This is a genomic window from Microbacterium sp. NPDC060117, assembly GCF_042729315.1.
In the GTDB taxonomy this organism is placed as follows: Bacteria; Actinomycetota; Actinomycetes; order Actinomycetales; family Microbacteriaceae; genus Microbacterium.
The window spans coordinates 824,015-844,543 of record NZ_JBHWXR010000002.1 but is presented as its reverse complement, the minus strand read 5'-3'; the positions used below and the strand labels follow the sequence as shown (position 1 = coordinate 844,543).

The 20,529-nt window shown below is 70.9% G+C and carries 22 protein-coding genes and 1 tRNA gene; 9 read left to right on the top strand and 14 right to left on the bottom strand.

The features are described from left to right. Position 1: 1 nt before the first annotated feature. The 6 genes from ACFWCK_RS10230 to ACFWCK_RS10205 form a co-directional block, all read right to left on the bottom strand. Positions 2-541, bottom strand: coding sequence for a HutD family protein (locus ACFWCK_RS10230; RefSeq protein WP_378805714.1), 540 nt, complete (start codon positions 539-541; stop codon positions 2-4). Between the two features lie 36 nt (positions 542-577). Continuing rightward, on the bottom strand, positions 578-889 hold the full coding sequence (locus ACFWCK_RS10225) for a hypothetical protein (RefSeq protein WP_378805713.1): 312 nt from the start codon (positions 887-889) through the stop codon (positions 578-580). A gap of 134 nt (positions 890-1,023) precedes the next feature. After that, positions 1,024-4,188, bottom strand: coding sequence for a tetratricopeptide repeat protein (locus ACFWCK_RS10220; RefSeq protein WP_378805975.1), 3,165 nt, complete (start codon positions 4,186-4,188; stop codon positions 1,024-1,026). Positions 4,189-4,257: 69 nt separating this feature from the next. Further along, the gene (locus ACFWCK_RS10215; RefSeq protein WP_378805711.1) at positions 4,258-5,079 is read right to left on the bottom strand and encodes a hypothetical protein; all 822 of its coding nucleotides are present in this window, start codon (positions 5,077-5,079) and stop codon (positions 4,258-4,260) included. An 11-nt stretch (positions 5,080-5,090) separates the two neighbouring features. Continuing rightward, entirely contained in the window at positions 5,091-5,669 is a 579-nt protein-coding gene (locus ACFWCK_RS10210) for a hypothetical protein (RefSeq protein ID WP_378805710.1), read from the bottom strand. Then, positions 5,669-6,514, bottom strand: a complete 846-nt coding sequence (locus ACFWCK_RS10205; RefSeq protein WP_378805709.1) for an inositol monophosphatase family protein — start codon at positions 6,512-6,514, stop codon at positions 5,669-5,671. The genes ACFWCK_RS10210 and ACFWCK_RS10205 overlap by 1 nt, the downstream gene beginning before the upstream one ends. Before the next feature lie 164 nt (positions 6,515-6,678). Here ACFWCK_RS10205 and ACFWCK_RS10200 point away from each other — a divergent pair. Beyond that, positions 6,679-6,751: transfer RNA gene (locus tag ACFWCK_RS10200), tRNA-Lys, on the top strand. A 112-nt stretch (positions 6,752-6,863) separates the two neighbouring features. Here the strand turns inward: ACFWCK_RS10200 and ACFWCK_RS10195 are convergent. Together ACFWCK_RS10195 and ACFWCK_RS10190 are read right to left on the bottom strand one after the other, a co-directional pair. Continuing rightward, positions 6,864-7,823 carry a helix-turn-helix domain-containing protein gene (locus ACFWCK_RS10195; protein WP_378805708.1) on the bottom strand — a complete coding sequence of 320 codons (960 nt, stop codon included), beginning with the start codon at positions 7,821-7,823 and terminating at the stop codon, positions 6,864-6,866. Positions 7,824-7,892: 69 nt separating this feature from the next. Beyond that, on the bottom strand, positions 7,893-8,621 hold the full coding sequence (locus ACFWCK_RS10190) for a hypothetical protein (protein ID WP_378805707.1): 729 nt from the start codon (positions 8,619-8,621) through the stop codon (positions 7,893-7,895). Positions 8,622-8,792: 171 nt separating this feature from the next. Between ACFWCK_RS10190 and ACFWCK_RS10185 the strand changes: the two genes are divergently transcribed. Then, on the top strand, positions 8,793-9,188 hold the full coding sequence (locus ACFWCK_RS10185) for a DUF6855 family protein (protein WP_378805706.1): 396 nt from the start codon (positions 8,793-8,795) through the stop codon (positions 9,186-9,188). A 79-nt stretch (positions 9,189-9,267) separates the two neighbouring features. Here ACFWCK_RS10185 and ACFWCK_RS10180 read toward each other — a convergent pair whose 3' ends face one another. The 5 genes from ACFWCK_RS10180 to ACFWCK_RS10160 form a co-directional block, all read right to left on the bottom strand. Continuing rightward, positions 9,268-10,125: a transposase gene (locus ACFWCK_RS10180; protein ID WP_378805705.1), complete on the bottom strand. Its 858-nt coding sequence runs from the start codon at positions 10,123-10,125 to the stop codon at positions 9,268-9,270. Between the two features lie 13 nt (positions 10,126-10,138). Continuing rightward, positions 10,139-10,414 (bottom strand): hypothetical protein, encoded by a 276-nt coding sequence (locus ACFWCK_RS10175; protein WP_233309737.1) that lies wholly within the window; start codon positions 10,412-10,414, stop codon positions 10,139-10,141. Between the two features lie 101 nt (positions 10,415-10,515). Then, positions 10,516-11,745 (bottom strand): MFS transporter, encoded by a 1,230-nt coding sequence (locus tag ACFWCK_RS10170; protein WP_378805704.1) that lies wholly within the window; start codon positions 11,743-11,745, stop codon positions 10,516-10,518. Further along, on the bottom strand, positions 11,742-12,173 hold the full coding sequence (locus ACFWCK_RS10165) for a MarR family winged helix-turn-helix transcriptional regulator (RefSeq protein WP_378805703.1): 432 nt from the start codon (positions 12,171-12,173) through the stop codon (positions 11,742-11,744). The genes ACFWCK_RS10170 and ACFWCK_RS10165 overlap by 4 nt, the downstream gene beginning before the upstream one ends. Positions 12,174-12,228: 55 nt before the next feature. Further along, positions 12,229-13,026, bottom strand: a complete 798-nt coding sequence (locus ACFWCK_RS10160) for an IclR family transcriptional regulator (protein WP_233309743.1) — start codon at positions 13,024-13,026, stop codon at positions 12,229-12,231. Positions 13,027-13,131: 105 nt separating this feature from the next. Here ACFWCK_RS10160 and ACFWCK_RS10155 point away from each other — a divergent pair, with 105 nt between their 5' ends. The 4 genes from ACFWCK_RS10155 to ACFWCK_RS10140 all read left to right on the top strand — a co-directional run bounded on the left by ACFWCK_RS10155 (position 13,132) and on the right by ACFWCK_RS10140 (position 16,345). After that, positions 13,132-13,923: a CoA transferase subunit A gene (locus ACFWCK_RS10155; protein WP_378805701.1), complete on the top strand. Its 792-nt coding sequence runs from the start codon at positions 13,132-13,134 to the stop codon at positions 13,921-13,923. 1 nt (position 13,924) lies between these two features. Beyond that, a complete protein-coding gene (locus ACFWCK_RS10150; RefSeq protein ID WP_378805700.1) occupies positions 13,925-14,569 on the top strand; it encodes a 3-oxoacid CoA-transferase subunit B in 645 nt (214 codons plus the stop codon). 2 nt (positions 14,570-14,571) lie between these two features. Beyond that, positions 14,572-15,756 (top strand): acetyl-CoA C-acetyltransferase, encoded by a 1,185-nt coding sequence (locus ACFWCK_RS10145; RefSeq protein WP_378805699.1) that lies wholly within the window; start codon positions 14,572-14,574, stop codon positions 15,754-15,756. 142 nt (positions 15,757-15,898) lie between these two features. Continuing rightward, positions 15,899-16,345, top strand: coding sequence for a GNAT family N-acetyltransferase (locus tag ACFWCK_RS10140; protein ID WP_233309749.1), 447 nt, complete (start codon positions 15,899-15,901; stop codon positions 16,343-16,345). Between the two features lie 74 nt (positions 16,346-16,419). Here the strand turns inward: ACFWCK_RS10140 and ACFWCK_RS10135 are convergent, their stop codons facing one another. Beyond that, a complete protein-coding gene (locus tag ACFWCK_RS10135; protein WP_233309751.1) occupies positions 16,420-16,704 on the bottom strand; it encodes a hypothetical protein in 285 nt (94 codons plus the stop codon). A gap of 179 nt (positions 16,705-16,883) precedes the next feature. Between ACFWCK_RS10135 and ACFWCK_RS10130 the strand changes: the two genes are divergently transcribed. The 3 genes from ACFWCK_RS10130 to otsB all read left to right on the top strand — a co-directional run bounded on the left by ACFWCK_RS10130 (position 16,884) and on the right by otsB (position 20,403). Then, positions 16,884-18,128, top strand: a complete 1,245-nt coding sequence (locus tag ACFWCK_RS10130; protein ID WP_378805698.1) for an MFS transporter — start codon at positions 16,884-16,886, stop codon at positions 18,126-18,128. A gap of 71 nt (positions 18,129-18,199) precedes the next feature. Further along, a complete protein-coding gene (locus ACFWCK_RS10125; RefSeq protein ID WP_378805697.1) occupies positions 18,200-19,618 on the top strand; it encodes a trehalose-6-phosphate synthase in 1,419 nt (472 codons plus the stop codon). Beyond that, positions 19,615-20,403 (top strand): trehalose-phosphatase, encoded by a 789-nt coding sequence (gene otsB / locus ACFWCK_RS10120; protein ID WP_378805696.1) that lies wholly within the window; start codon positions 19,615-19,617, stop codon positions 20,401-20,403. The genes ACFWCK_RS10125 and otsB overlap by 4 nt, the downstream gene beginning before the upstream one ends. Positions 20,404-20,529: the final 126 nt, after the last annotated feature.

Sequence of the window (20,529 nt, the reverse complement as noted above, 5' to 3'; positions counted from 1 at the left end):
CTCAGATCCGGCGCAGTCGCGCCACCACGAAGCGACCGCGCAGCGTGCAGGCCGTGCCGGGCTCGAGCAGGGCGGCGTCGAGGCGTGCCAGCGGTCGGTCATCGAGCGTGCCGAGGTCGTCGAGCGCGATCAGCACCGTCGGACCTCCGGGCTCGGCACTCACCGTCGGCGCGTCGATGACCTGCACCGTCGAGTCCCAGGTGTCCCGCAGCGTCATGACGTTCAGGTCGAGGAACCCGGCCTCGCACGGCGTCGCCGCGACCTCGTCCTCGCCGTCGAACGCGATGACGTCGTCGACCGCGAGCGTCACGGCCCGGCCGTTGATCACGAGGTCGGCCGAACCGGGGCCGAGCGCGACCTGCCCGCGATGCACGCCCGGGTAGGCACTGTACGGCTGCGTGCCGGTGATCTCCGCGATGCTGATCCGCCAGGTCCATGCGTCCGCGGCGTCGGCGTCGTCGAACAGGATCCGGGTGACCCCGCGACCGTTCTTCCACGCTCGCGGGACGAGGGCGGCGTACTCGAGGATCGGAAGCGTCATGATGCCGATCGTAGAGTGCGCCGCCGTGCTCTCTGCTCAGCCGCCCGTCACGGGCTGGGTCTCGTAGACGTCGATCGTGCCGCCCATGGCGGTGTGCGGGTGGCCCTCGAGGAGCGCGGCGATCTCGTCGTAGGAGCCGGCCTGCAGCAGGGAGTAGCCGCCCACGGTGGGGTCGGCGCCGGGCGAGACGGGCGCCGTCGGGTCGCCGAAGTTGACGATCGCGTCACCGGCTCGTGCGGCCCAGCCGTTCCAGGCGTCCATCATCTGCGCGGCCTGTTCGGGCGTCGGCTCCGGCATCGCCGCCATGGCGGCCGGATCCGCGCGGTAGATCAGCAGGTAGTTGGTCATGGGTGCTCCTCGTGCTCGGGTCGTGCGTTCGGATCGCCGTCGACGATGACGGCACATGCTGAGGATCCCGCAGCCCGACGTCCGGCGGAAGAGCCGGATGCGCTTTCATAGATTTCTGCGAGGAAGTCGGCGCCTCAGCTCATCCGCGACACGATGACGTAGACGAGGATGGCGGCGACGATCACTCCGCCGATGATCGTCGAACGGGTCTTCGACGCCTGCTGGGCGGACGCCTTCTGCTTGCCGCGGGCGCGGCGCACCGCCGCGGAGTCGGCACCCAGCACGCGTTCCATGGCCGGGATGTTGGTGCGGTAGATCTTCAGCGCCTCGCGATGCCGACCGAGCGAGATCAGCGTCTCGGCGCGGTCGTCGGCGGCGTCGAGCGTGATCGCGTGCTCCGCGCCGATCGTGCGTGCGCCGGTCTCGGCGGCGTCATCGTAGGCGGCGAGCGCCTCCGGGAAGCGCTTGGCCTCGGCCAGGCGCCGGCCGAGCCAGATGCGCAGCTGGACGGCCCGCCCGGGGTCGGACCCGGCGCCGTCCGCGACCCGGATCGCCCGCTGCTGCACGGCCGCCATCTCGTCGACACGTCCCAGATGCGAGAGGGCGAGGCTGCGGTCGTTCAGCGCGTCCGCCAGCGCCCAGTGGTCGTCGGGCAGCAGCCGCTCGAGCTGCGGCACGATCCGCGCGTAGGCGTCGGCGGCTTCGCGATACGCGCCGAGCCGCTTCGAGCATTCGGCGGCGCCGCGCTCGGCCCGCAGCCAGTCGATGCCGGCGGTCGCGCTCAGGGCCTCACGGGCGCGGCTGTACTCGACGAGGGCATCGCCGTGGCGATTCTGCCGGGCGAGATGGTCGGCGTAGCGCAGCGCCGCGAGCCCGGGTGACGCGCCGTCATCGTCCGAGGCGCCACCTGTGGAGGCGAACCCGGCCCTGACCTGAGCGGCGAGGGCGTCCCTGTCCTCCTGCGCATCGCCGAGACGGGCGAGGATCCCGTCCAGGTCGCGGATCCGGCGCAGCGTCTGCGGATCCGTATCGCCGAGGACCTCTCGAGTCTCAGCGACCACGCGTTCGGTCAGCTCCCTGGCGCGGGGCAGATCTCCGGTATCGGCGACGGTGCCGGCGAGCGCGGACAGCGTGCTGAGAGTGTGCGGATCACGGGCGCCGAGAGACGCTGTGCGCCGTGCGAGGACCGCTTCGAAGCGACGGACCGCCTCGGCGAAGCGACCGAGGTGCCGTTCCTCCTGGGCGCGGTTGTGCAGCGTGATCAGCGTGTCCCTGTGCTCCGTGCCGAGGATGCGCGACTGCAGCTCGTACAGCCGGTCATAGGTCGCGGCGGCTTCGGCGTCCCGGTCGAGCTGACACGCAGCCAGAGCGAGATTGCCGATGACGCGGGATGCCTGGGCGGTGTCGGCGGACCCTTCCGCCTCCAACCGGGCCAGCACGGGTCGCAGCAGCGCCTCGGCCTCGGCGGCCCGGTCGCTGCGCAGATACACCGCGGCGAGGTCGATCGCGTGGCCGACGTCTCCCGAGGCGTCGTAGAGGGCGCGCATCTCGGCGGCGGCCTCGTCGCTGCGCCCCAGATCCTGCAGTGCGAGCGCGCGGGTGTCGCGGAGCTCGGAGATGATCCGCGGGGAGGCGCCGTCGTGCTGCGCGATCTCGATGGCATCCGCGAGCAGCGCCTCGCCCTCGGCATTGCGCCCGATGCCGCGGAGTGTGGCGCCGAGTGCGTGCCGGGACTGGGCGAGCCGGGTCGCGGCGGTGCGGAGATCCTCCGCCGTCGACGCTTCCGCCGCGATGCTCAGCTCCAGTTCCAGCGACCGCTCGAAGGCGGCGAGAGCATCGGCTCCCCGGCCGGCATCGCGCAAGGCCGAGCCGAGGTGGTCCCGCACGTCGATCTCGCTCCGGCGACCGGCGGGGCCGAGCCCGCGCAGGCGCTCGGCGCCTGCCTGCAGCGCATCCAGGGCCTCGGGGGAATGCGGCTCGTGCCAGCGGGACAGATCGGTCCAGGCGTGCGCGAGCTCGTTCGCGAGCTGCTGCGGCGTCGCCGAGGACGAGTCAGGATCCGGGTCGGATCGCGGAACCGGCCCCGTCGTGAGGTCGGCGGAAAGCAGCTCGTCCGCGACCCGATCGAGATGCGCGCACCGGTCGGCGGCGGTGGCGAGCGCGGTCTCCATCGGCACCGACGAGGGCTCGCTCTCGTGCGCCGCGCGCAGCACGCGGGACAGGAGGTCGCGGGAGCGCAGCGCGAGCGTGGCGCGGGGCGGTCGGTCCGCCGTGTCGTCGACGATCTCGCGGGCCTCGGCGATGATCCCCGGCCACGCTGCGGAACCGTCCGCGTTGTCGAGCTGCACCTCGACCGCCATCATCCGGGAGGTGAGCACCTCGTCGGCGCCAGGGCCGAAACGCGCAGTCTCCAGCACGGCGATCCGGCGTACGAGCGGCAGCGGGTCCTCCACGGGCGCACCGTCCCGGGTGAGCACTCGCAGCGCGGTGATGCGGAACTTCATGGCGTCCAGCGTGAGCGCGTCGTCCTCGCCGCGCTGCCGCTGCAGCGCCGGGATCAGCAGGGCGAGGTCGGCATCGGCTCCCGCGGCGTCGCCCGACCAGTAGCGGGTCCTCGCGCGCCACCACCAGGCGTCCAGCGTGGCGGGAGCGTCCATCCCGAGCAGCGCGCGGCGCCCGTCCAGCACCTGTCCCCAGAGCAGGGCGGACTGTTCGTCCTCGTCCAGCCGGGACAGCTCGGCGGCCTTCGCGGCGAGCGCCGTCAGATGGTTCTCGCCGCGCTCGTCCGCCGCTGCTGCACGGGCGATGAGCAGGTCGTAGGCGTGCAGCCCCTCTGCCACGTTCATCCGGGACAACAGTTGTGCGCGTCGGTCCAGGAGCCAGAGCACGCGGCCGTGCGCACCGCCGAGTTCCTTCTCGCCCTCGGCGATCAGGGCGTCCAACGCTGCCACGACGACGGCCGAGGCCGGAGCATCGCCGACCAGCTGCTCCGCGGCGCGGGCGTAGAGACGGTCGTCGAGGAGCTGCTGACGGTGCCCGTCCAGATGCCCGTGATCCGTGAGCGCGCTCTCGCAGACCTCCGCGAGCGTGCGGTACAGCTCCCTCGCCTCGTCCTCGCGGCCGAGCTCATCCAGTCCGTGCGCGAGGCCGCGTAGCGCGCTGCGATGAGCGTCACCGCCTTCCCCCTCGGTCATCAGCGCCTGCGGCAGCAATCCGCGGAAGGCGTCGAGGGCCCGCGCGATGCGCACCGGATCCTGGCTCGAGACGTCGGACCACGCGGATCGGAGCGCATCTGCCATCACGCTCTCGACAGTAGAAGGCCGCGGGGCGGCGGGCAACTCGCCGACGGCGCGGGGCGGAGGTGCATGTCAGACGAAGGCCCCGACGACGATCGTGAGGTCGTCATGGATCTTGCCGTCGAAGTCGGTGCGCACGCTCAGCCGCTGCTCTCCGGCGCGGATCTCGGCGGCCAGGGCCTCCAGCTCGCCGGATCCGGCCCGGTGGGCGAAAGCCGACAGCCCGTGCGCGTCCACGAGCTGGAACCCGCGGGTGCCGCCGTCGGAGGCTGCGATGACCGCCGCGGTGCCGTCGATCGGCCGGCGTCCGACGAGCGCCTGCGCGGCGACTCCCGGGTCCGCCTGCGCGCACCAGAACCCGTCCGGGGCGTTGCGGCACTCCTCGAGCGCCTGCCATCGCAGCGAGGCCAGCTCCTGGCGGGTCGGATCTGCGGAGCTCTCGCGCGTCGACAGCAGCTCCCGCACACGACGCGCCACGGTGTCCTCGATGCGGTCGTCGGTGATCTCGAGCGCGCACCCCGTGGCCTCGAGCACGACGATCGAGGCGTCGCACAGTACGAGATGCTCGACGTCCGCGCCGTCGACGCGCCATGCCGCGACCGTGGCGCTCGGCGAACCACCCTCGAATGTGCACGTGTGGGCGTGCCGCGCGGTGACGTCGGCGATGGCCCCGGCCAGTGCGTCACGCATCGGGGTCGCGCGATCCGTGAGCCGGTCGCAGAACGCGTCGGCGAGCCGGCGCGAGTACCAGGCGACGGTGTGCGAGCACCCGCGACGCAGCTCGGCCGGGATTCCGGCGCCGTCGACGACCACGCCGATCCCGTCGGCCACGGCCATCGCGTCCTCGTTCTCGCGGTCCGGGGCTGCCCGGAGGGTGAGAGAGATCGTTCGCACCGGCACCGGGGTCATCCTCGCGGTTCGATCAGGATCAGGCCCTGCTTGGTGTCCGAGACGGTCACCCAGCCCGAGCCGAAGAGGTACGTCATGCCGTAGCCGTCTTCATCCTTGCTGAGCGACGCACGCGGGTCCGCGGTGATGTAGACGCCCCGGTCGCTGTCCTCGCGGATCCAGCCCGACGCCACGAGGTGCTCCTGGCGGGCCTTCGCCTCCTCGCCGGAGATCGGCGCCCAGCCGTAGAGCAGACCGTGGTCGGAGGCAGTGGCCGGATCCGACCACAGGCACTCGATACCGCCGGGCAGCGCGTCCGGCCCGAAGGCGAAGTCGCGCTTCATCGCGGCCCACCCCTGTTTGTGCAGCGCGGCGACCGTGTCGGACGGGATCAGGGTCTCGCAGCTCAGCGCGGCGGGGGCGGTCGCCGGGGTGTCCGTCGCGGGCGGCGTCGCCGTCCCGGGGGAGGTGCTCGCCGTGTCCGGCGTTGCCTTCGCGGTGACGGCGGGGGAAGTGCCGTCGCTGCACGCCGTGGCTGCCGTGAGCACGCCGATGGCGAGTCCCAGCGGCAGGATCACGCGCGCGAGGGGGCGCATCAGGGAGCGGCCGGGCTCTGCTGTCCCGCCGTGCCGGGCTGCGTGCCGGATGTGCGCAGCTGCTCCAGGAACGCCGGGTGCAGCACGCCGTTCGTGGCGAGGGCCGAGCGCCCCGAGAGCGTGCGGGCGCCGTCGAACGCCGTCGCGGTGCCACCCGCCTCCGTCACGATCGCGAACGCCGCCGCGATGTCGTACTCCTTGACGTCGAACTCGGCGACCATGTCGATGCGCCCTTCGGCGAGCATCATGTAGGAGAACACGTCGCCGTAGGCGCGGTCGCGCCACACGCGCCGGCTCAGCGCGATGAGCGTGTCGAGATGTCCGGCCTCGTCCCATTGCGCGATGCTCTGGAAGCTCACACTCGCGTCGTCCAGATCCGAGACCTCCGACACGCGGATCGCGCGCGGCTCGGCGTCGGTCGAGGCCCAGGCCCCGAGACCGGGAGCGGCCCACCAGCGTCGTCCGAGGGCGGGCATGCTGACGACGCCGACCCTCGCGGCACCGTCCACCGCGAGGCTGATCATCGTTCCCCACAGGGGCACGCCGCGCAGGAAGTTCGCGGTGCCGTCGATCGGGTCGATGATCCACTGTCGGTGCGTGTCGCCCGACGTGCCGTACTCCTCGCCGAGGATCCCGTCCTCCGGACGCTCGGCCTGCAGGATCTCGCGGATCGCGCGCTCGGTCGCCAGGTCGGCATCCGTGACGTGGGAGCGATCGGCCTTGAGTGACACGTTCAGGTCGGCGGCGTCGAAGCGCGGCAGAGACTGCGCGTCGGCGGCATCGGCAAGGCGGAGAGCGAGGTCGAGGTCGCTCTGGAAATCGGCTTCGGCGCGGGTCTCAGACACGCCTCCAGGATACGGGCGGCGAGCGGCGGAACCCTGGGCGGACGCGGCCCAGTGCGCACTCCGGGCGGACGACACGCCAGGGATGCACGCGGGTCCTGCGCGGATTTCGCTTCCGTCGGATCCGCTGGTAATGTGATTCCTCGGCCGGGGAACCGGCCCGCCGAGCACCTCTAGCTCAATCGGCAGAGCAACTGACTCTTAATCAGTGGGTTCTGGGTTCGAGTCCCAGGGGGTGCACGGATAGGCCCCGTTAGATCTCGCCATCTACCGGGGCCTTTCTGCGTTCGGGCCTCGTCGCCGTGTTCTGGCAGTTTCAGGCATCCTCGCCTGCGGCGTGGTGGGTCTTTCGTCAGAGAGCGCCCGGCCCGACCGAGGTCGCGCGGGTGCGGTACTCGGCGGGGGATCTTCCGTAGCGGCGCCGGAAGGCGCGTGTCAGCGAGGTGCGGTCCGAATATCCGCAGTCGCGTGCGAGTTCGTCCAGGGAGGCGAGCGGGGCGCGGGAGGCGAGGCGTTGTGCTGCTGCGGTGAGCCGGGCGTCGCGGAGAGCAGCCATCGGTGTGGTGCCGATCGCCTGGAACTCGCGATGGAGGGTGCGGGAGCTCGTTCCGAGCGCGGACGCCATCGCCGCGAGGTCCACGGTGATGTCGCTCACGTGACCGTTGATGTAGAGGAACGCTGCGGAGAGGATCGACGATCTCCGGCCGGCGCTGACCTGCTTGCTGATGGCCACGGCTGCGACCTGCGTGATGGCAGCGGCCGCGGCGCTCTCGGACGCGGAGGCGACCACCTCGTCCGATGGGTCGTCGTCGGGATCATCCAGCAGCGCGATGAGCAGCGCCCATGTCGCGCGACTGACGGCATCCGGCTGCAGAGGCAGATCGATCGCGTCCAGGACGTCGGCGATCTCCAGAGGGTCGAACGCCTGCAGCGGTACCAGCGCCTGCAGGTACTCCCCGTCCTCGATGTGGTATTGGTAGCCCCCGGTGCTCAACATCAGCACCGACTCGCCGGGCGCGACGGTGAAGCTGCGACCGTCTCTGGACACCGTGAACCGTCCCGCGACGACGTGGTAATACGCGATGAGGACAGCGTCCCGGCGGATCGTCGGCGTGGACGCGAGACGCACCTGCGTGATGGCGAACCGCTCGATGCGGAGACCGCCGTACCGGCGTTCGCGACTCCGGGCGTGAAAGGCGTCCCAGTCTGGTGCGGAGGCGCGCTGCCGCCCGATGATCTGGCGCAGCTCGGGTGCGCGGATGGGGATGCTCTCCAGGGGCCCTCCTTCGGTCGCAGTCGGCTCGCGCCTCATTCTGCCCGGAGGTGGAGCGGATCGTCACCGTGTGCGGCGAAAGAACGACGGTGACGACCCGCGGCCTGGTCACACGGAGGACGGCTCGATGTAGAACTGGTCCGTGACCCCGGGCAGAGGCGTGTTCGACCATGTACCGGTGAAGTCCGCCGGCGCCGCGGCCTTCCCCGGCGGGATCGCGGACAGGTCGGCGTTGATGAACGGCTTCGAGTAGAGGATCTGGCCGGGGATCAGCACCGTGCCGTTGACGATGATGCGGTCGGCGATCGCGCCCGTCGGGTTCGCGGTGAAGAACACGGTCGGAGCGGTCTGTCCGGTCGCGAGTGCGCCCATGTAGCGGAACCACACGGGGTACGCGGCGTCGACGGTCGGGCCGGCGTGCTGCGGTGTGCCGATGCCGGCCACGACCCAGCCGTTGTTCGCGGACGCGGAGAGGGTGAACAGGTCGTTGCCTGCGGCGTTCTTGGCTGCCGAGGTGAGGAGGCCCTGGATGTAGACCTCGCCCGCGGCCAGCGGGTCACCCAGGTTGGTGAACGACAGGCCCAGGGTGACGGGGGAGTAGGGGATCAGCTTCTTGCCGACGCCGTACTGCGTGGTGTTCCAGGTCGGATCGCCGGCGGGTGGCACGGAGACCCGGCTGGACGCGCTCAGATTGCGCACGGGCTGTGGGCTGGCGGCTGCGCCGGGCAGGGCTGCCGCAGCTGCGATCACCGGAATACTCCAGGCGGCGCCCTTGACCAGCGTGCGTCGCTGGAGGTAGCGGGAAGTGTGCTCCGGCGAGTCGGTCGGGTCGGTCAACATCGTCTCCATCTGTCAATACGGCTTCACACGCTAAGAGGCGAGGGAGCAGGCCCCCGCCTTCCGGTGGAGGATCGGACGATGGATCGCCAGACGTGGCTGCGCGCGCCACGCGATCGGGCGTCGCTCCGGTGCGTGCCTTCCTCGGTCGCGGGTCAGTAGAATCGCGCCATGACTGATGGGGATGGGACGGCGCAGAGCCCGTGGCGGCTGCGCACCGCGCCGGGTTCGAGCGAGTACACGATGTATCGCGACGGGGATGAACTCGTGTGTCAGGTGGGCTCGACGACGCTGCGCTACCAGGCCAGGGCGATCGAGGATCTGCATGCATGGCTGGTGTCCCAGGGCGACTGGGTCGCGTTGGGGGCGGCGGACGAGCAGAAGCCGGCGGCGGACGGAACCGTCGAGGCGTTCGGACGCGCAGACGACAATCCCGTCGGTGGCTGGTACGGGCTGCGCAAGGGCTATCGCGGGCGCTTCGGCATGTATCTGCCGCCGCTGCTCGAGCAGCTCGGGCTTGTGGAACTCGAGCACAACGCGCGGAACAACCGCGTGCGCGCCCTCTGAGACCTGCAGGCGCTCGCATCTTGACGCGCTCCACGACGGTGTCGTCGTCGAGCGCGGTTGCCGTGCGCGACGTCCGGGGTCAGGTCTCTGCGTTCAGCGCATCGAGGGCTCGCTGCGCGGCCTCGACGGCCTTCCCGGTCGCCATCGCATGGTCGGCTGCCTTCGTCCGGCGGTCCTCGGCGGCGGCGGTCTCCGCGCGTGCCGCTCCGGCGGCGGTGTGCGCGCGGGCGAGTTCGGCCTCGAGGTCGGCGATCCGCGTGTCGAGCTGAGCCGCGCGCGCCGACGCGTCCCGCACCTCGCGGTGGGCCGCTCCGAGGTCCCGCGTGGCGCGCGCGTGCGCTTGCTCGGCGTCGTGCAGCGCGCCCTGCGCCTTCCGCCGTTCCCTCTGGGCCTTGACTTCGTCCACGGGCCGGGCCTGTGGAGCGGAACTCCGCGACGGTGCACCGCCGCCGAGGATCGCTTCGAGGTCGAGGGGGAGACCGGCCGACGGTTCGAGTTCGTGCACGAGTCGGCCGGATGCCACGGCCGCCGCAGCGAGGGGATCGAAGAAGGCGGCCGTGATCGTCTGCCGGACGGCTTCGCGCGTCGCGGGGGTGACGCGTTCGCCACGGGCTGTCGCCAGGGCGGCGGCATCGGCCGCGAGCTGGTCGGTGAGAGCGCGGCGCTGGCGGGTGAGCTGGGCGAGCGTCACCGCGTCGATGTCGGCCTGCGCCTCCCGCAGTTCGTCGGCCAGCTGGAGGGCACGGCCGAGCTGCTCCGCTCGTTCGCGGGCGAAGACGTTCACGACCCACGCGGCCACGCTCGGCTTGCGCAGAGCCCTGATGCTCTCGGCGACGTCCCCGTTCTCCGCCTCCTTCGCGCGTGCGTTCCTGGACGAGACGAAATCGCCGAGCGGGACCGTGTACAGGCCTGCTGCGATCGTCTCGAGGTCGGTCACGATGCCTCGACGCTCAGACGACCCGCACCGACAGCAGCTGATATCCCTCGGGGACCTTGGCTTCGAGTGCCGTCATGTCGTCCGCCTCGATCTCCTGCATGCCGTCACGGCGCACGATCGTGCCCTCGGCGGTCAGCACGGTGTCCTTCTTCGCCATCGCGACCGGGGCGGATGCCAGCTGCCATCCCTTCGGGGTCTCGGCGGCGAGCAGATCCTGGATCTCGTCCAGCTCCTCGGCCTGCACGGTGTGGGTCTTGGACTCGACAGGGCGGATGACACCGATCAGCATGGTTCCAGCGTAGGGCCCCGGCGCCGACGACGAAGCCCGCCCCGCGCATCATCGTGCGGGACGGGCCGTTCGCGGCACCCGTTCGGGTCGGGTGCGGACCCTCAGGCGGCGTCGCCGATGAGGATCGCCTCCGCATCCTCCGCGGCGTCGTGCGAGCCGCGGTCGATGTGCGCGAGCGCACGACGGCCGAAGAGCACCACGAGCGCGGCGATGAGCACCGAGACCCCGGCGAACAGGTAGGGCACGGTGTCGCCCCAGAGGTGCGACAGGAGCGCCGCCAGGGGAGGGGCCACGGCGCCGCCGATGAAGCGCACCGCGGAGTAGGCCGAGGACGCGACCGAGCGCGGCAGATCGGTCGCCTCCATGACGGCCTCGGTGAGCACGGTGTTCATGATGCCGAGCAGCAGACCGCCGACGATGATGCAGATCACGAGGGCCATCGGGATCGCCACGAGGATTCCGGCCACGATCAGATCGATCGCCAGCAGCGGGAGCACGAACAGGATGATCCGCGTGATCGGCATCCGGCGCAGCAGGATGGGCGCCACCCAGACGCTCGTGACCGCCAGGGCGATGCCCCAGCCGAAGAACGTCAGGCCGATCCCGATCGCGCTGAAGCCGAGCGGGAAAGGCGAGAACGCGAGCAGGACGAAGAACCCGATGTTGTAGAACAGCGCGGCCACCGCCAGCACGCCCAGCGCGGGCCGACCGAGCGCCTTGAACGGCGCGGAGAACGGCACCGGTTCGCGCTTCTCGAACGGCCCGCGCAGCAGGGTGAGCACGGCGATGACGCCGATGGCCATCAGCGCCACGACACCGAAGAAGGGGCCCTGCCAGGCGACCTCGCCGAGGAGTCCGCCGAGCAGCGGTCCGATCGCGATGCCGAGGCCCAGGGCGGCCTCGTAGAGGATGATCGCGGCGCTGGAGCCGCCACTGGCCGCACCGACGATCGTCGCGAGTGCCGTGGAGATGAACAGCGCGTTGCCGAGGCCCCAGCCGGCGCGGAAGCCGATGATCGCGTCGACGCTGCCGCTCAACGCGCAGAAGAGCGCGAAGACGACGATGAGCGCGAGGCCGATCAACAGGGTGGCCTTGGCTCCGATGCGGCTGGAGATCCAGCTCGTGAAGAGCATCGCGACACCGGTGACGAGCAGATAGCTGGTGAACAGCAGCTCGGTCTGCACCGGGGTCGCCTTCAGCGATGCGGCGATCGCGGGGAGGATCGGGTCGACCAATCCGATGCCCATGAACGCCACGACGCAGGCGAAGGCGACCGCCCACACCTGTGCGGGCTGTCTCCAGATCGATACCGAGGAGCCGGTGGTACTCAACGTGCTGTCCCTTCCAGAAGTGAATGCGTGTGCAGGATCTCGGCGGCGCGGGAGAGATGCTCCCAGTCGGAGTCGTCGAGGTCGCTGAATCGCGGAGCGAGGATGCGCTGGATCTCGTCGCGCCAGGCGTGCAGGGCGGTGCGCCCCTCCGCCGTGATCGTCACGACGGTGGCCCGGGAGTCCTCGGGATCGGCCGAGCGCAGGATGAGGCCCTCGTGCTCGAGTTGCCCGAGCATCCGGGTCATGCCGGGCTGCGTGGTGCGGCTCGCCTTCGCGAGCTCTCCCACACGCTGCCCGTTCTGCCCGTCGAGCAGACTCAGTGCCCGCCACTGCGCCGCAGGAGCGTCGTTTCCGGCCTCCTGTGCGGCGATGCGGGTGAGCGCGTGCGTCGAGAACACGATCGACTGCAGGATCTCGCCGTGATTCATAACTGAAGTATATAACTAATGGTATGTAAATGGCAAGGGGTGCGACGCGCGGCGCTCAGCGTGCGGCGCGGCCGGCGATCCGGGCGGAGAGCTGATGCGCATGCGCGAGCAGCGTGCGCCCGAGCATCGGCAGGCGGTCCGGGCCGAAGCGGAACTCGACCCCGGTCAGGCTCAAGGCCCATTCCGGGCGCCCGTCGCGATCGAACACGGCGGCTCCCATGCCCCAGCTGCCCTCGACGATGAGGCCGGGATTGACCGCGTACCCCCGGGCCTTGGTCTCGGCCAGGCGGCGGCGCAGCGGTGCGGGGGCGTGCGTGCGACCCCAGCGCTCGCCGAGCTCGGGATGCCGTCCCAGGTATGCATCCACATCGTGGTCAGGAAGGAAGGACAGGATCGCGAGTCCGGCACTGGCGACGCCGAGCGGGAATCGCACGCCCTCGCTGAGGACGAAGGAGCGGATGGGGAACGCTCCCTCCTCGCGCAGCAGGCAGACGGTCTCGTCCGCCCGGCGCACCGAGAGGAACGCGCTCTCCTCGGTCTTCACGGCCAGCGACCGCACGATGTCACGGGCGAGCTCGGTGATGTCGTAGCGCGCAGCGGCCACTGTTCCCATGAGGTAGAGCTCGGGACCGGGCATCCAGCGCGCGGTCTGCGGATCCTGGTCGACGAGCCCCTCCGCGCGCAGGGCGGAGAGCAGCCGGTGCACGGTCGAGCGGCTGAGACCCGAGGTCTCCGCGAGGCGCTGCAGCGCGGCGCCGTCCGGCGACGCAGTGACCAGGCGGAGCAGTTCCGCGGCGCGCGCGATCGCCTGCGCTCCGGGGACCGTTCGTCTTGCCGAGGTCACCTGTTCCATGATGTGGACGCTACCGACGGCCGCGCCCACATCGCAAGCACGGGCTTGAACCGCTTCCCGCTCCGGCGCAGAGTGGGAGTCGTATCCCACACGAAGGAGTGGCGAGTGATCGACAAGCAATGGGCTTCCGCGGCGGACGCGGTGGCAGACATCCCGGACGGCGCTTCGCTCGCCGTCGGCGGGTTCGGGCTCTCCGGCAATCCCAGCGCCCTCATCCAGGCACTGCTGGAGCAGGGCACCTCGGGGCTCAGCGTGGTGAGCAACAACTGCGGCGTCGACGACTGGGGGCTGGGGCTGTTGCTGGGTGCGCAGCGGATCCGCAAGATGACCTCGTCGTACGTGGGGGAGAACAAGGAGTTCGAGCGTCAGTTCCTCTCCGGCGAGCTGGAACTCGAGCTGACGCCGCAGGGCACGCTCGCCGAGAAGCTGCGCGCCGGCGGATCCGGGATCGCCGCCTTCTACACCCAGACCGGCGTCGGCACCCAGGTCGCCGAGGGCGGCCTGCCGCGGCGCTACGCCGCCGACGGGGCGATCGCGATCGCGTCGCCGGCCAAGGACGTGCGCACGTTCGAGATGCACGGGCAGCGCCGCGAGTTCGTGCTCGAAGAGGCGATCACCACCGATTTCGCCCTCGTGCACGCGGCGCTCGGCGACCGGCACGGGAACCTGATCTTCAACAAGGCCGCGCGCAACTTCAACCCGCTCGCCGCGATGGCCGGCCGTATCTGCATCGCGCAGGTCGAGCGGCTCGTCGAGCCGGGGGAGCTGGACCCGGACCAGGTGCACCTGCCCGGCGTGTTCGTGCACCGTGTGGTCGAGGTCGGATCCGACATCGAGAAGCGCATCGAGCGGCGCACGGTGCGCCCTTCGACCGGTTTCGGGAACGGGGAGGCCTGACATGGCGCTCACACGCGACGAGATGGCGGCGCGCGCCGCCCGCGAGCTGTCCGACGGCTCCTACGTGAATCTCGGCATCGGGCTGCCCACACTCGTGCCCAACTACGTGCCCGAGGGTGTGACCCTCGTACTGCAGTCCGAGAACGGCATCCTCGGCGTCGGGCCGTACCCTGCGGAGGATGCGGTCGACCCCGACCTCATCAACGCCGGCAAGGAGACCGTGACCACGCTGCCCGGCGCGGCGTTCTTCGACTCCGGTCTCAGCTTCGGCATGATCCGCGGCGGAAAGATCGACGCCGCGATCCTCGGTGCGATGCAGGTGAGTGCGACCGGCGATCTCGCGAACTGGATGATCCCCGGGAAGATGGTCAAGGGTCCGGGCGGCGCGATGGATCTCGTGCACGGGGCGGGACGCGTGATCGTGCTCATGGAGCACGTCGCCCGCGACGGCACCGCGAAGATCGTGGACGAGTGCTCCCTGCCGCTCACGGGTCGCGCAGTGGTGCACAGGATCATCACGGATCTGGCCGTGATCGACGTCACGCCCGAGGGCCTGCGGCTCGTCGAGCTCGCACCCGGGGTGAGCGTGCAGGATGTGAAGGATGCGACCCAGCCGACGCTGCTGGTCGCGGAAGGACTGGAGTGATCATGAGTGCAGACGACATCGTCATCATCGCGGCGGCGCGCACCCCGCAGGGACGTCTGAAAGGTCAGCTGGCCTCCTTCACCGCGCCGCAGCTGGGATCGTTCGCGATCCGTGGCGCGCTCGAGCAGGGCGGCGTCGACCCTGCCGAGATCGACGCCGTCATCGTCGGGCAGGTGCTCGCAGCGGGGTCGGGGCAGAACGCCGCGCGGCAGGCCGCGATCGGGGCGGGCATCGGATGGGATGTGCCCTCGCACTCCGTGAACAAGGTGTGCCTGTCGGGCCTCACCGCCATCATCGATGCCGCGCGGATGATCCGCACCGGAGACGCCCGCACCGTGGTCGCGGCCGGCATGGAATCGATGACGCGGGCGCCTCACCTGATGATGGGCTCCCGCGACGGCTGGACATACGGATCCGTCGAGGTGCTCGACCACATGGCGTACGACGGTCTCACGGACGCCTACGACAAGGAGAGCATGGGGGCATCGACCGAACGGCACAACCCGCGGTTCGGCCTCACCCGCGAGGCGCAGGACGAGGTCGCCGCGCGGTCGCACCAGCGCGCGGCCGCGGCCAGGGACGGGGGAGTGTTCGACGTGGAGATCGTGCCGGTCAGCGTGCCGCAGCGCCGCGGTGAGCCGGTGATCCTGACAGCGGACGAGGGCATCCGGCCGGAGACGACGGGCGAGACGCTCGCCGGCCTCCGCCCGGCGTTCGCCGAGGGCGGCTCCATCACGGCGGGCAACTCCTCGCAGATCTCGGACGGCGCCTCGGCGGTCATCGTCACCACGCGCGGCAACGCCGAGGCCAAGGGCTGGCCCGTGCTCGTCGCGGTCGGCGCGAGCGGACAGACCGCCGGACCCGACAACTCCCTGCAGGAGCAGCCTGCGAACGCGATCCAGCGGGCCCTGGACAAGCAGGGCCTCACGGCGGCGGACCTGGATCTGGTCGAGATCAACGAGGCCTTCGGCGCCGTGGTGGCGCGCTCCGAGGCCGCGCTCGGACTGGATCCGGAGATCGTCAACGTGCACGGCGGCGGCATCGCGATCGGGCACCCGATCGGGGCGAGCGGAAACCGACTGGCCGTGCACATGGCGCACGAGCTGGTGCGCCGCGGATCCGGAACGGCGGTCGTCGCGCTGTGCGGCGGTGGCGGTCAGGGTGAGGCGCTCATCCTCACACGCTGACCGGAACCCTTTCGGGGTCGTTGAGCGAGGACGCGCTTGCGCGACCGAGACGAGACGCGGGGGCACACGCCACAGCCCGCGTTTCGTCTCGCTCGGCCTTCGTCGTGCTCGATCGACGACCACAAGCGCCTAGGATCGGCGCATGACGACGATCCAGGCTCTGACGGCGGCGGACCGCGATGACTGGCTGCCGCTCTGGCAGGCGTACCTGACGTTCTACGAGTCCGCGCTCGCCGACGACATCACGGCATCGACGTTCGCGAGGATCGTCGATCCTGCGGGCGCCATCCACGGCGCGATCGCCCGCGACGACGACGGCCGCGCGGTCGGGATCGTGCACTGGTTCGCGCACCCGGCGACGTGGTCGAAGACCGGATACACGTACCTCGAGGACCTCTTCGTGGATCCCTCCGTGCGCGGAAGCGGTGTCGGGCGCGCCCTCATCGCGCACGTGACCGACGCGGCGCGCGCCGCCGGCAGCGACAAGCTCTACTGGCTGACCGCGGAGAGCAACGCCACAGCGCGAGGTCTGTATGACCGTGTCGCCGAGCGCAGCGGCTTCATCCACTACCAGATCGATCTGGTCTGACGCACCGTCCGACCCGAACCGCCCCTTCCCGGCGTGCTTTCGTCCCGGGCGCCGTGGTCGTTGCGCCGGAGCGGTCAGGCCTTGCCCGCCTTGCGCTGCGCCTTGAGCTCGGCCTTCAGCTCCTTCTTCGCGCGCTTGTACTGCACCGGAGCGACGGGGGAGTCGTACGAGACATCCTCGCCCCGCTCGTCGCGGCGGAAGTCGACGATCGCCCCGACGGCCAGGGCGATGGTGATGCCCCAGCTCAGCCACGCCAGCACGGCGCGCCACGTGATCGGTGCGTCGCGGGTGCCGCGCAGCAGCGTGATCCCGCTCGTGATCGCGCTGAACAGGCCGCTCGCGAAGAGGTAGTTGCGCATGCGACCGAGTCTAACCAGCGTCGATCGGGACCCGCGGGATCCGCCGCCCCGAAGGTCGTCCGGCTCGGTACACTGGGCCGATCACCGTAGTGCATTACCGGCCGCCGGCTCTTCCGGCGGAAAGCGGCGGCACCTGACTGCGTCCCCCTCGTGCGGCGACGCCAGAGACCTGTTCCGCAATGACCTCTTCGCACACCTCGTCCGTCCCCGCCGCTCCGAGCCTGCTCCGCAGGGTGGGGCTGTCCTACTTCGTCATCGCCTTCATCGCCCGTCTTCCGTTCGCGATGATGGTCGTCGGCGTGCTGACCGTCGTCGTCGCCGCACGCGAGTCGGTGGCACTCGGCGGGCTCACGTCCGCTGCCGTCGGCATCGGCACCGCCTGCTTCGGTCCGCTCCTGGGCGCCGCCGCCGACCGCCGCGGGCAGCGGATCGTGCTCGCCGTCGTCGCCGTCGCCAACGCGGTGGCCCTCGTGGGCTTCACCCTCGTCGTGTACTCCTCGGCCGCCGAGCCGTTCGTGCTGCTGAGCGCTTTCGCGATCGGCGCCACCGCTCCGCAGGTCTCCCCGATGTCGCGGTCGCGCCTGGTCACGATCATCGCCGAGCGCGTGCCGGCCGAGCGCCGAGCGCGCACCACCTCGTCGACGATGTCGTACGAATCCGCGGCCGATGAGACCGTGTTCGTGTTCGGCCCGTTCCTGGTCGGCGTGCTGGCCACCGCGATCGCGCCGTGGATGCCGCTCGTGATCGCGGCCGCGCTCATCCTCGTCTTCGTGGGCGCGTTCGCCCTGCACCCGACCGGTGCGCACGTGTCGGCGCAGCGCGGCGCCGACGGCCGCGCCAGCTCGAAGGTCTCGGAGCTGTTCCGGCCCCGACTGCTCATCGTCGTGGCGGGCATGCTCGGCGTCGGCGTGTTCTTCGGCGCGATGCTCACCTCGCTCACGGCGTTCATGACCGAGCACGGACGGCCGGAGGAAGCGGGCCTGCTGTACGGGGCGCTCGGGGTGGGATCCGCGATCCTGGCGCTCAGCGTCGCGTTCCTGCCGGCGCGGTTCAGCCTGCCGGCCCGCTGGCTGCTGTTCGCGGGGATCCTGTTCGGGGGCAGCCTGATCCTGCTCGGGGTGCGGGACCCGATGGGCATGCTCGTCGCCCTCGCCGTGATGGGGTGCGGCATCGGCCCGACCCTGGTCACCCAGTTCAGCCTCGGCGCGGCGTTCGGGCCTGCGGACCGATCGGCCACGGTCATGACGATGCTCGGATCCGCGATGGTCGTCGGGCAGGCCATCGGCGCAGTGGCGACCGGGCAGGTCGCCGACGCCTCCGGGGCCCAGGCGTCGCTGCTGCTGCCGGTGATCGCGGCGGGCCTGGTGCTGCTCGCCGGTGTCGTGAACGCCGTGCTGGCACGGGGCGGACGCACGGCGTCCTGACCTGAACGACGTCGGGCCACGCCGGTGACTAGCCTGGAGGAGGCATCCCCGCTGCCGTGAGGAGCGTTCCCATGACTTCGTCCACCCCCACCGCCTCGTTCGTGATCGTCGCGAACCGGCTGCCGGTCGACCGCGTGCAAGGACCTGACGGCGCCGAGGTCTGGCGACGCTCTCCGGGTGGTCTCGTCGCCGCGCTCGAACCCGTCATGCAGGCGGTGGACGGCGCCTGGGTCGGCTGGGCGGGTCAGTCCGATCTCGAGCTCAAGCCGTTCGTCGAGGACGGCATCCTGCTGCTGCCGGTGACGTTGTCCGCGCAGGAGGTCGAGGAGTACTACGAGGGCTTCGCGAACGACACGATCTGGCCGCTCTATCACGATGTGATCGCGCCACCGCAGTTCCATCGCGAGTGGTGGGACGCCTACGTGCGGGTGAACCGCCGATTCGCCGAGCGGGCGGCGCGCGCCGTGTCGCAGGGCGGCACGGTCTGGGTGCACGACTACCAGCTGCAGCTCGTGCCGGCCTTCCTGCGTGAACTGCGACCCGACCTCACGATCGGCTACTTCCATCACATCCCGTTCCCGGCGCACGGGCTGTATGCGCAGCTGCCCTGGCGGGATCAGGTGCTGCAGGGCCTGCTCGGGGCCGATGTCGTCGGCTTCCAGCGTGCGCAGGACGCGACCAACTTCCTCGCCGCCGTGCGCCGCCGGCTGCGTCTCGAGGTGAAGGGATCCACGGTCTCCGTCCCGTGGGGCGGACCGCGAACGGTCGTCGCGCGCGCGTTCCCGATCTCGATCGACACCACGCCGTACACCGAGCTCGCGGCCCGCCCCGACGTCCGCGCCCGTGCGGCCGAGATCCGCGAGGGGCTCGGCAATCCGCGCAAGATCCTGCTCGGTGTCGACCGGCTCGACTACACCAAGGGGATCCGGCACCGCATCAAGGCCTTCGGGGAGCTGCTGGATCAGGCCCGGCTCTCGGTCGAAGACGTCACGCTGGTGCAGGTCGCGAGCCCCAGCCGGGAGCGGGTGGACGCCTACGTGCAGCTGCGCGACGAGATAGAGCTCGCCGTCGCGCGGATCAACGGCGATCGCGACACCATGGAGCACACCGCGATCCGCTACCTGCACCAGGGCTTCCCGCGTGAGGAGATGGTCGCCCTCTACCTCGCCGCCGATGTGATGCTCGTCACCGCCCTTCGCGACGGCATGAACCTCGTCGCCAAGGAGTACGTCGCCGCCCGCGGAGATCACCGCGGCGTGCTCGTGCTGAGCGAGTTCACCGGGGCCGCCGACGAGCTGCGCCAGGCGATCCTGGTCAACCCGCACGACATCGACGGGCTCAAGGACGCGATCATGCAGGCCGTCGAGATGCCGCCGCGAGAGCAGGCGCGCCGGATGAGGGCGCTGCGCAAGCGGGTGCTGGAGAACGATGTGAACGCCTGGTCGCGGGACTTCCTCGCGGCCCTCGAGAACGTACGGAGCGCACGATGACCCGCGACTGGACCGCCGCCGAGACCGATCCCGCTCTCGCCGCGATCGCACGCACCCCGCGCCTGCTGATCGCGCTCGACTTCGACGGCACGGTCTCGCCGCACGTGGTCGACCCGATGGCCGCGAGAGCGCTGCCTGCGGCCGTGACCGCGGTGAACCGTCTCGTCGCGCTGCCGGAGACGTTCGTGGCGTACGCGTCCGGCCGGAGCCTGCACGACCTGCGCGAGATCACGGAGCACCAGGACGGATCCCGGATTCTGCTCGCCGGATCCCACGGGGCGCAGTTCTGGTTCCCTGACACCGGGGAGGAGACCGATCTCTCCACCGAGCCGGCCGACCGTGCCGAGATCATCGACGAGATGCGTGCGCTGATCGGGGATCTGGAAGGCGTCGTGCACGAGCCGAAGACGTTCGGCTTCGGCGTGCACACCCGCACCGCGACCCCCGGACAGGAGGAGCTGGCCTTCGTGCGCGTCGAGAAGTGGGCCGCCGACCGGATCCCCTCCTGGCGGCGGCGCACGGGGCACCACCTGCGCGAGTACTCCTGGAGGGCCGAGGGCAAGGACGCGGCGCTGGACCGGCTGCGCGAGCACGTCGGCGCGACCGCGGTGCTGTTCGCCGGCGACGACGTGACGGACGAGGACGGCATGCGCACCCTCGGCGGTGCCGACCTGGGTGTTCGGATCGGGGCGGGCGAGACGGCGGCGGCGCTGCGGGTCGCGGATCCGGCGGCGTTCGCCGTGCTGCTCGACGCCCTGGCCGACGCCAGAGCGACCGCGCAATAGACTGCTTCCATGCGCGCGCAGCACGGATCCGATCGTCCGTCGGTCGCGCGCCCCGGCGGCGGGAGCATCGTCGATCATGCGTTAGGCTTGATGCACGTTCGATGCGTGATCGGCACAACCGGATCC

What these genes read in the sequence shown, in the direction of transcription:
- ACFWCK_RS10230 (WP_378805714.1), bottom strand. Translation starts at nt 541, where the DNA reads ATGACGCTTCCGATCCTCGAGTACGCCGCCCTCGTCCCGCGAGCGTGG.
- ACFWCK_RS10225 (WP_378805713.1), bottom strand. Translation starts at nt 889, where the DNA reads ATGACCAACTACCTGCTGATCTACCGCGCGGATCCGGCCGCCATGGCG.
- ACFWCK_RS10220 (WP_378805975.1), bottom strand. Translation starts at nt 4,188, where the DNA reads ATGGCAGATGCGCTCCGATCCGCGTGGTCCGACGTCTCGAGCCAGGAT.
- ACFWCK_RS10210 (WP_378805710.1), bottom strand. Translation starts at nt 5,669, where the DNA reads ATGCGCCCCCTCGCGCGCGTGATCCTGCCGCTGGGACTCGCCATCGGC.
- ACFWCK_RS10195 (WP_378805708.1), bottom strand. Translation starts at nt 7,823, where the DNA reads ATGAGGCGCGAGCCGACTGCGACCGAAGGAGGGCCCCTGGAGAGCATC.
- ACFWCK_RS10185 (WP_378805706.1), top strand. Translation starts at nt 8,793, where the DNA reads ATGACTGATGGGGATGGGACGGCGCAGAGCCCGTGGCGGCTGCGCACC.
- ACFWCK_RS10175 (WP_233309737.1), bottom strand. Translation starts at nt 10,414, where the DNA reads ATGCTGATCGGTGTCATCCGCCCTGTCGAGTCCAAGACCCACACCGTG.
- ACFWCK_RS10165 (WP_378805703.1), bottom strand. Translation starts at nt 12,173, where the DNA reads ATGAATCACGGCGAGATCCTGCAGTCGATCGTGTTCTCGACGCACGCG.
- ACFWCK_RS10160 (WP_233309743.1), bottom strand. Translation starts at nt 13,026, where the DNA reads ATGGAACAGGTGACCTCGGCAAGACGAACGGTCCCCGGAGCGCAGGCG.
- ACFWCK_RS10150 (WP_378805700.1), top strand. Translation starts at nt 13,925, where the DNA reads ATGGCGCTCACACGCGACGAGATGGCGGCGCGCGCCGCCCGCGAGCTG.
- ACFWCK_RS10145 (WP_378805699.1), top strand. Translation starts at nt 14,572, where the DNA reads ATGAGTGCAGACGACATCGTCATCATCGCGGCGGCGCGCACCCCGCAG.
- ACFWCK_RS10140 (WP_233309749.1), top strand. Translation starts at nt 15,899, where the DNA reads ATGACGACGATCCAGGCTCTGACGGCGGCGGACCGCGATGACTGGCTG.
- ACFWCK_RS10135 (WP_233309751.1), bottom strand. Translation starts at nt 16,704, where the DNA reads ATGCGCAACTACCTCTTCGCGAGCGGCCTGTTCAGCGCGATCACGAGC.
- ACFWCK_RS10130 (WP_378805698.1), top strand. Translation starts at nt 16,884, where the DNA reads ATGACCTCTTCGCACACCTCGTCCGTCCCCGCCGCTCCGAGCCTGCTC.
- ACFWCK_RS10125 (WP_378805697.1), top strand. Translation starts at nt 18,200, where the DNA reads ATGACTTCGTCCACCCCCACCGCCTCGTTCGTGATCGTCGCGAACCGG.
- otsB (WP_378805696.1), top strand. Translation starts at nt 19,615, where the DNA reads ATGACCCGCGACTGGACCGCCGCCGAGACCGATCCCGCTCTCGCCGCG.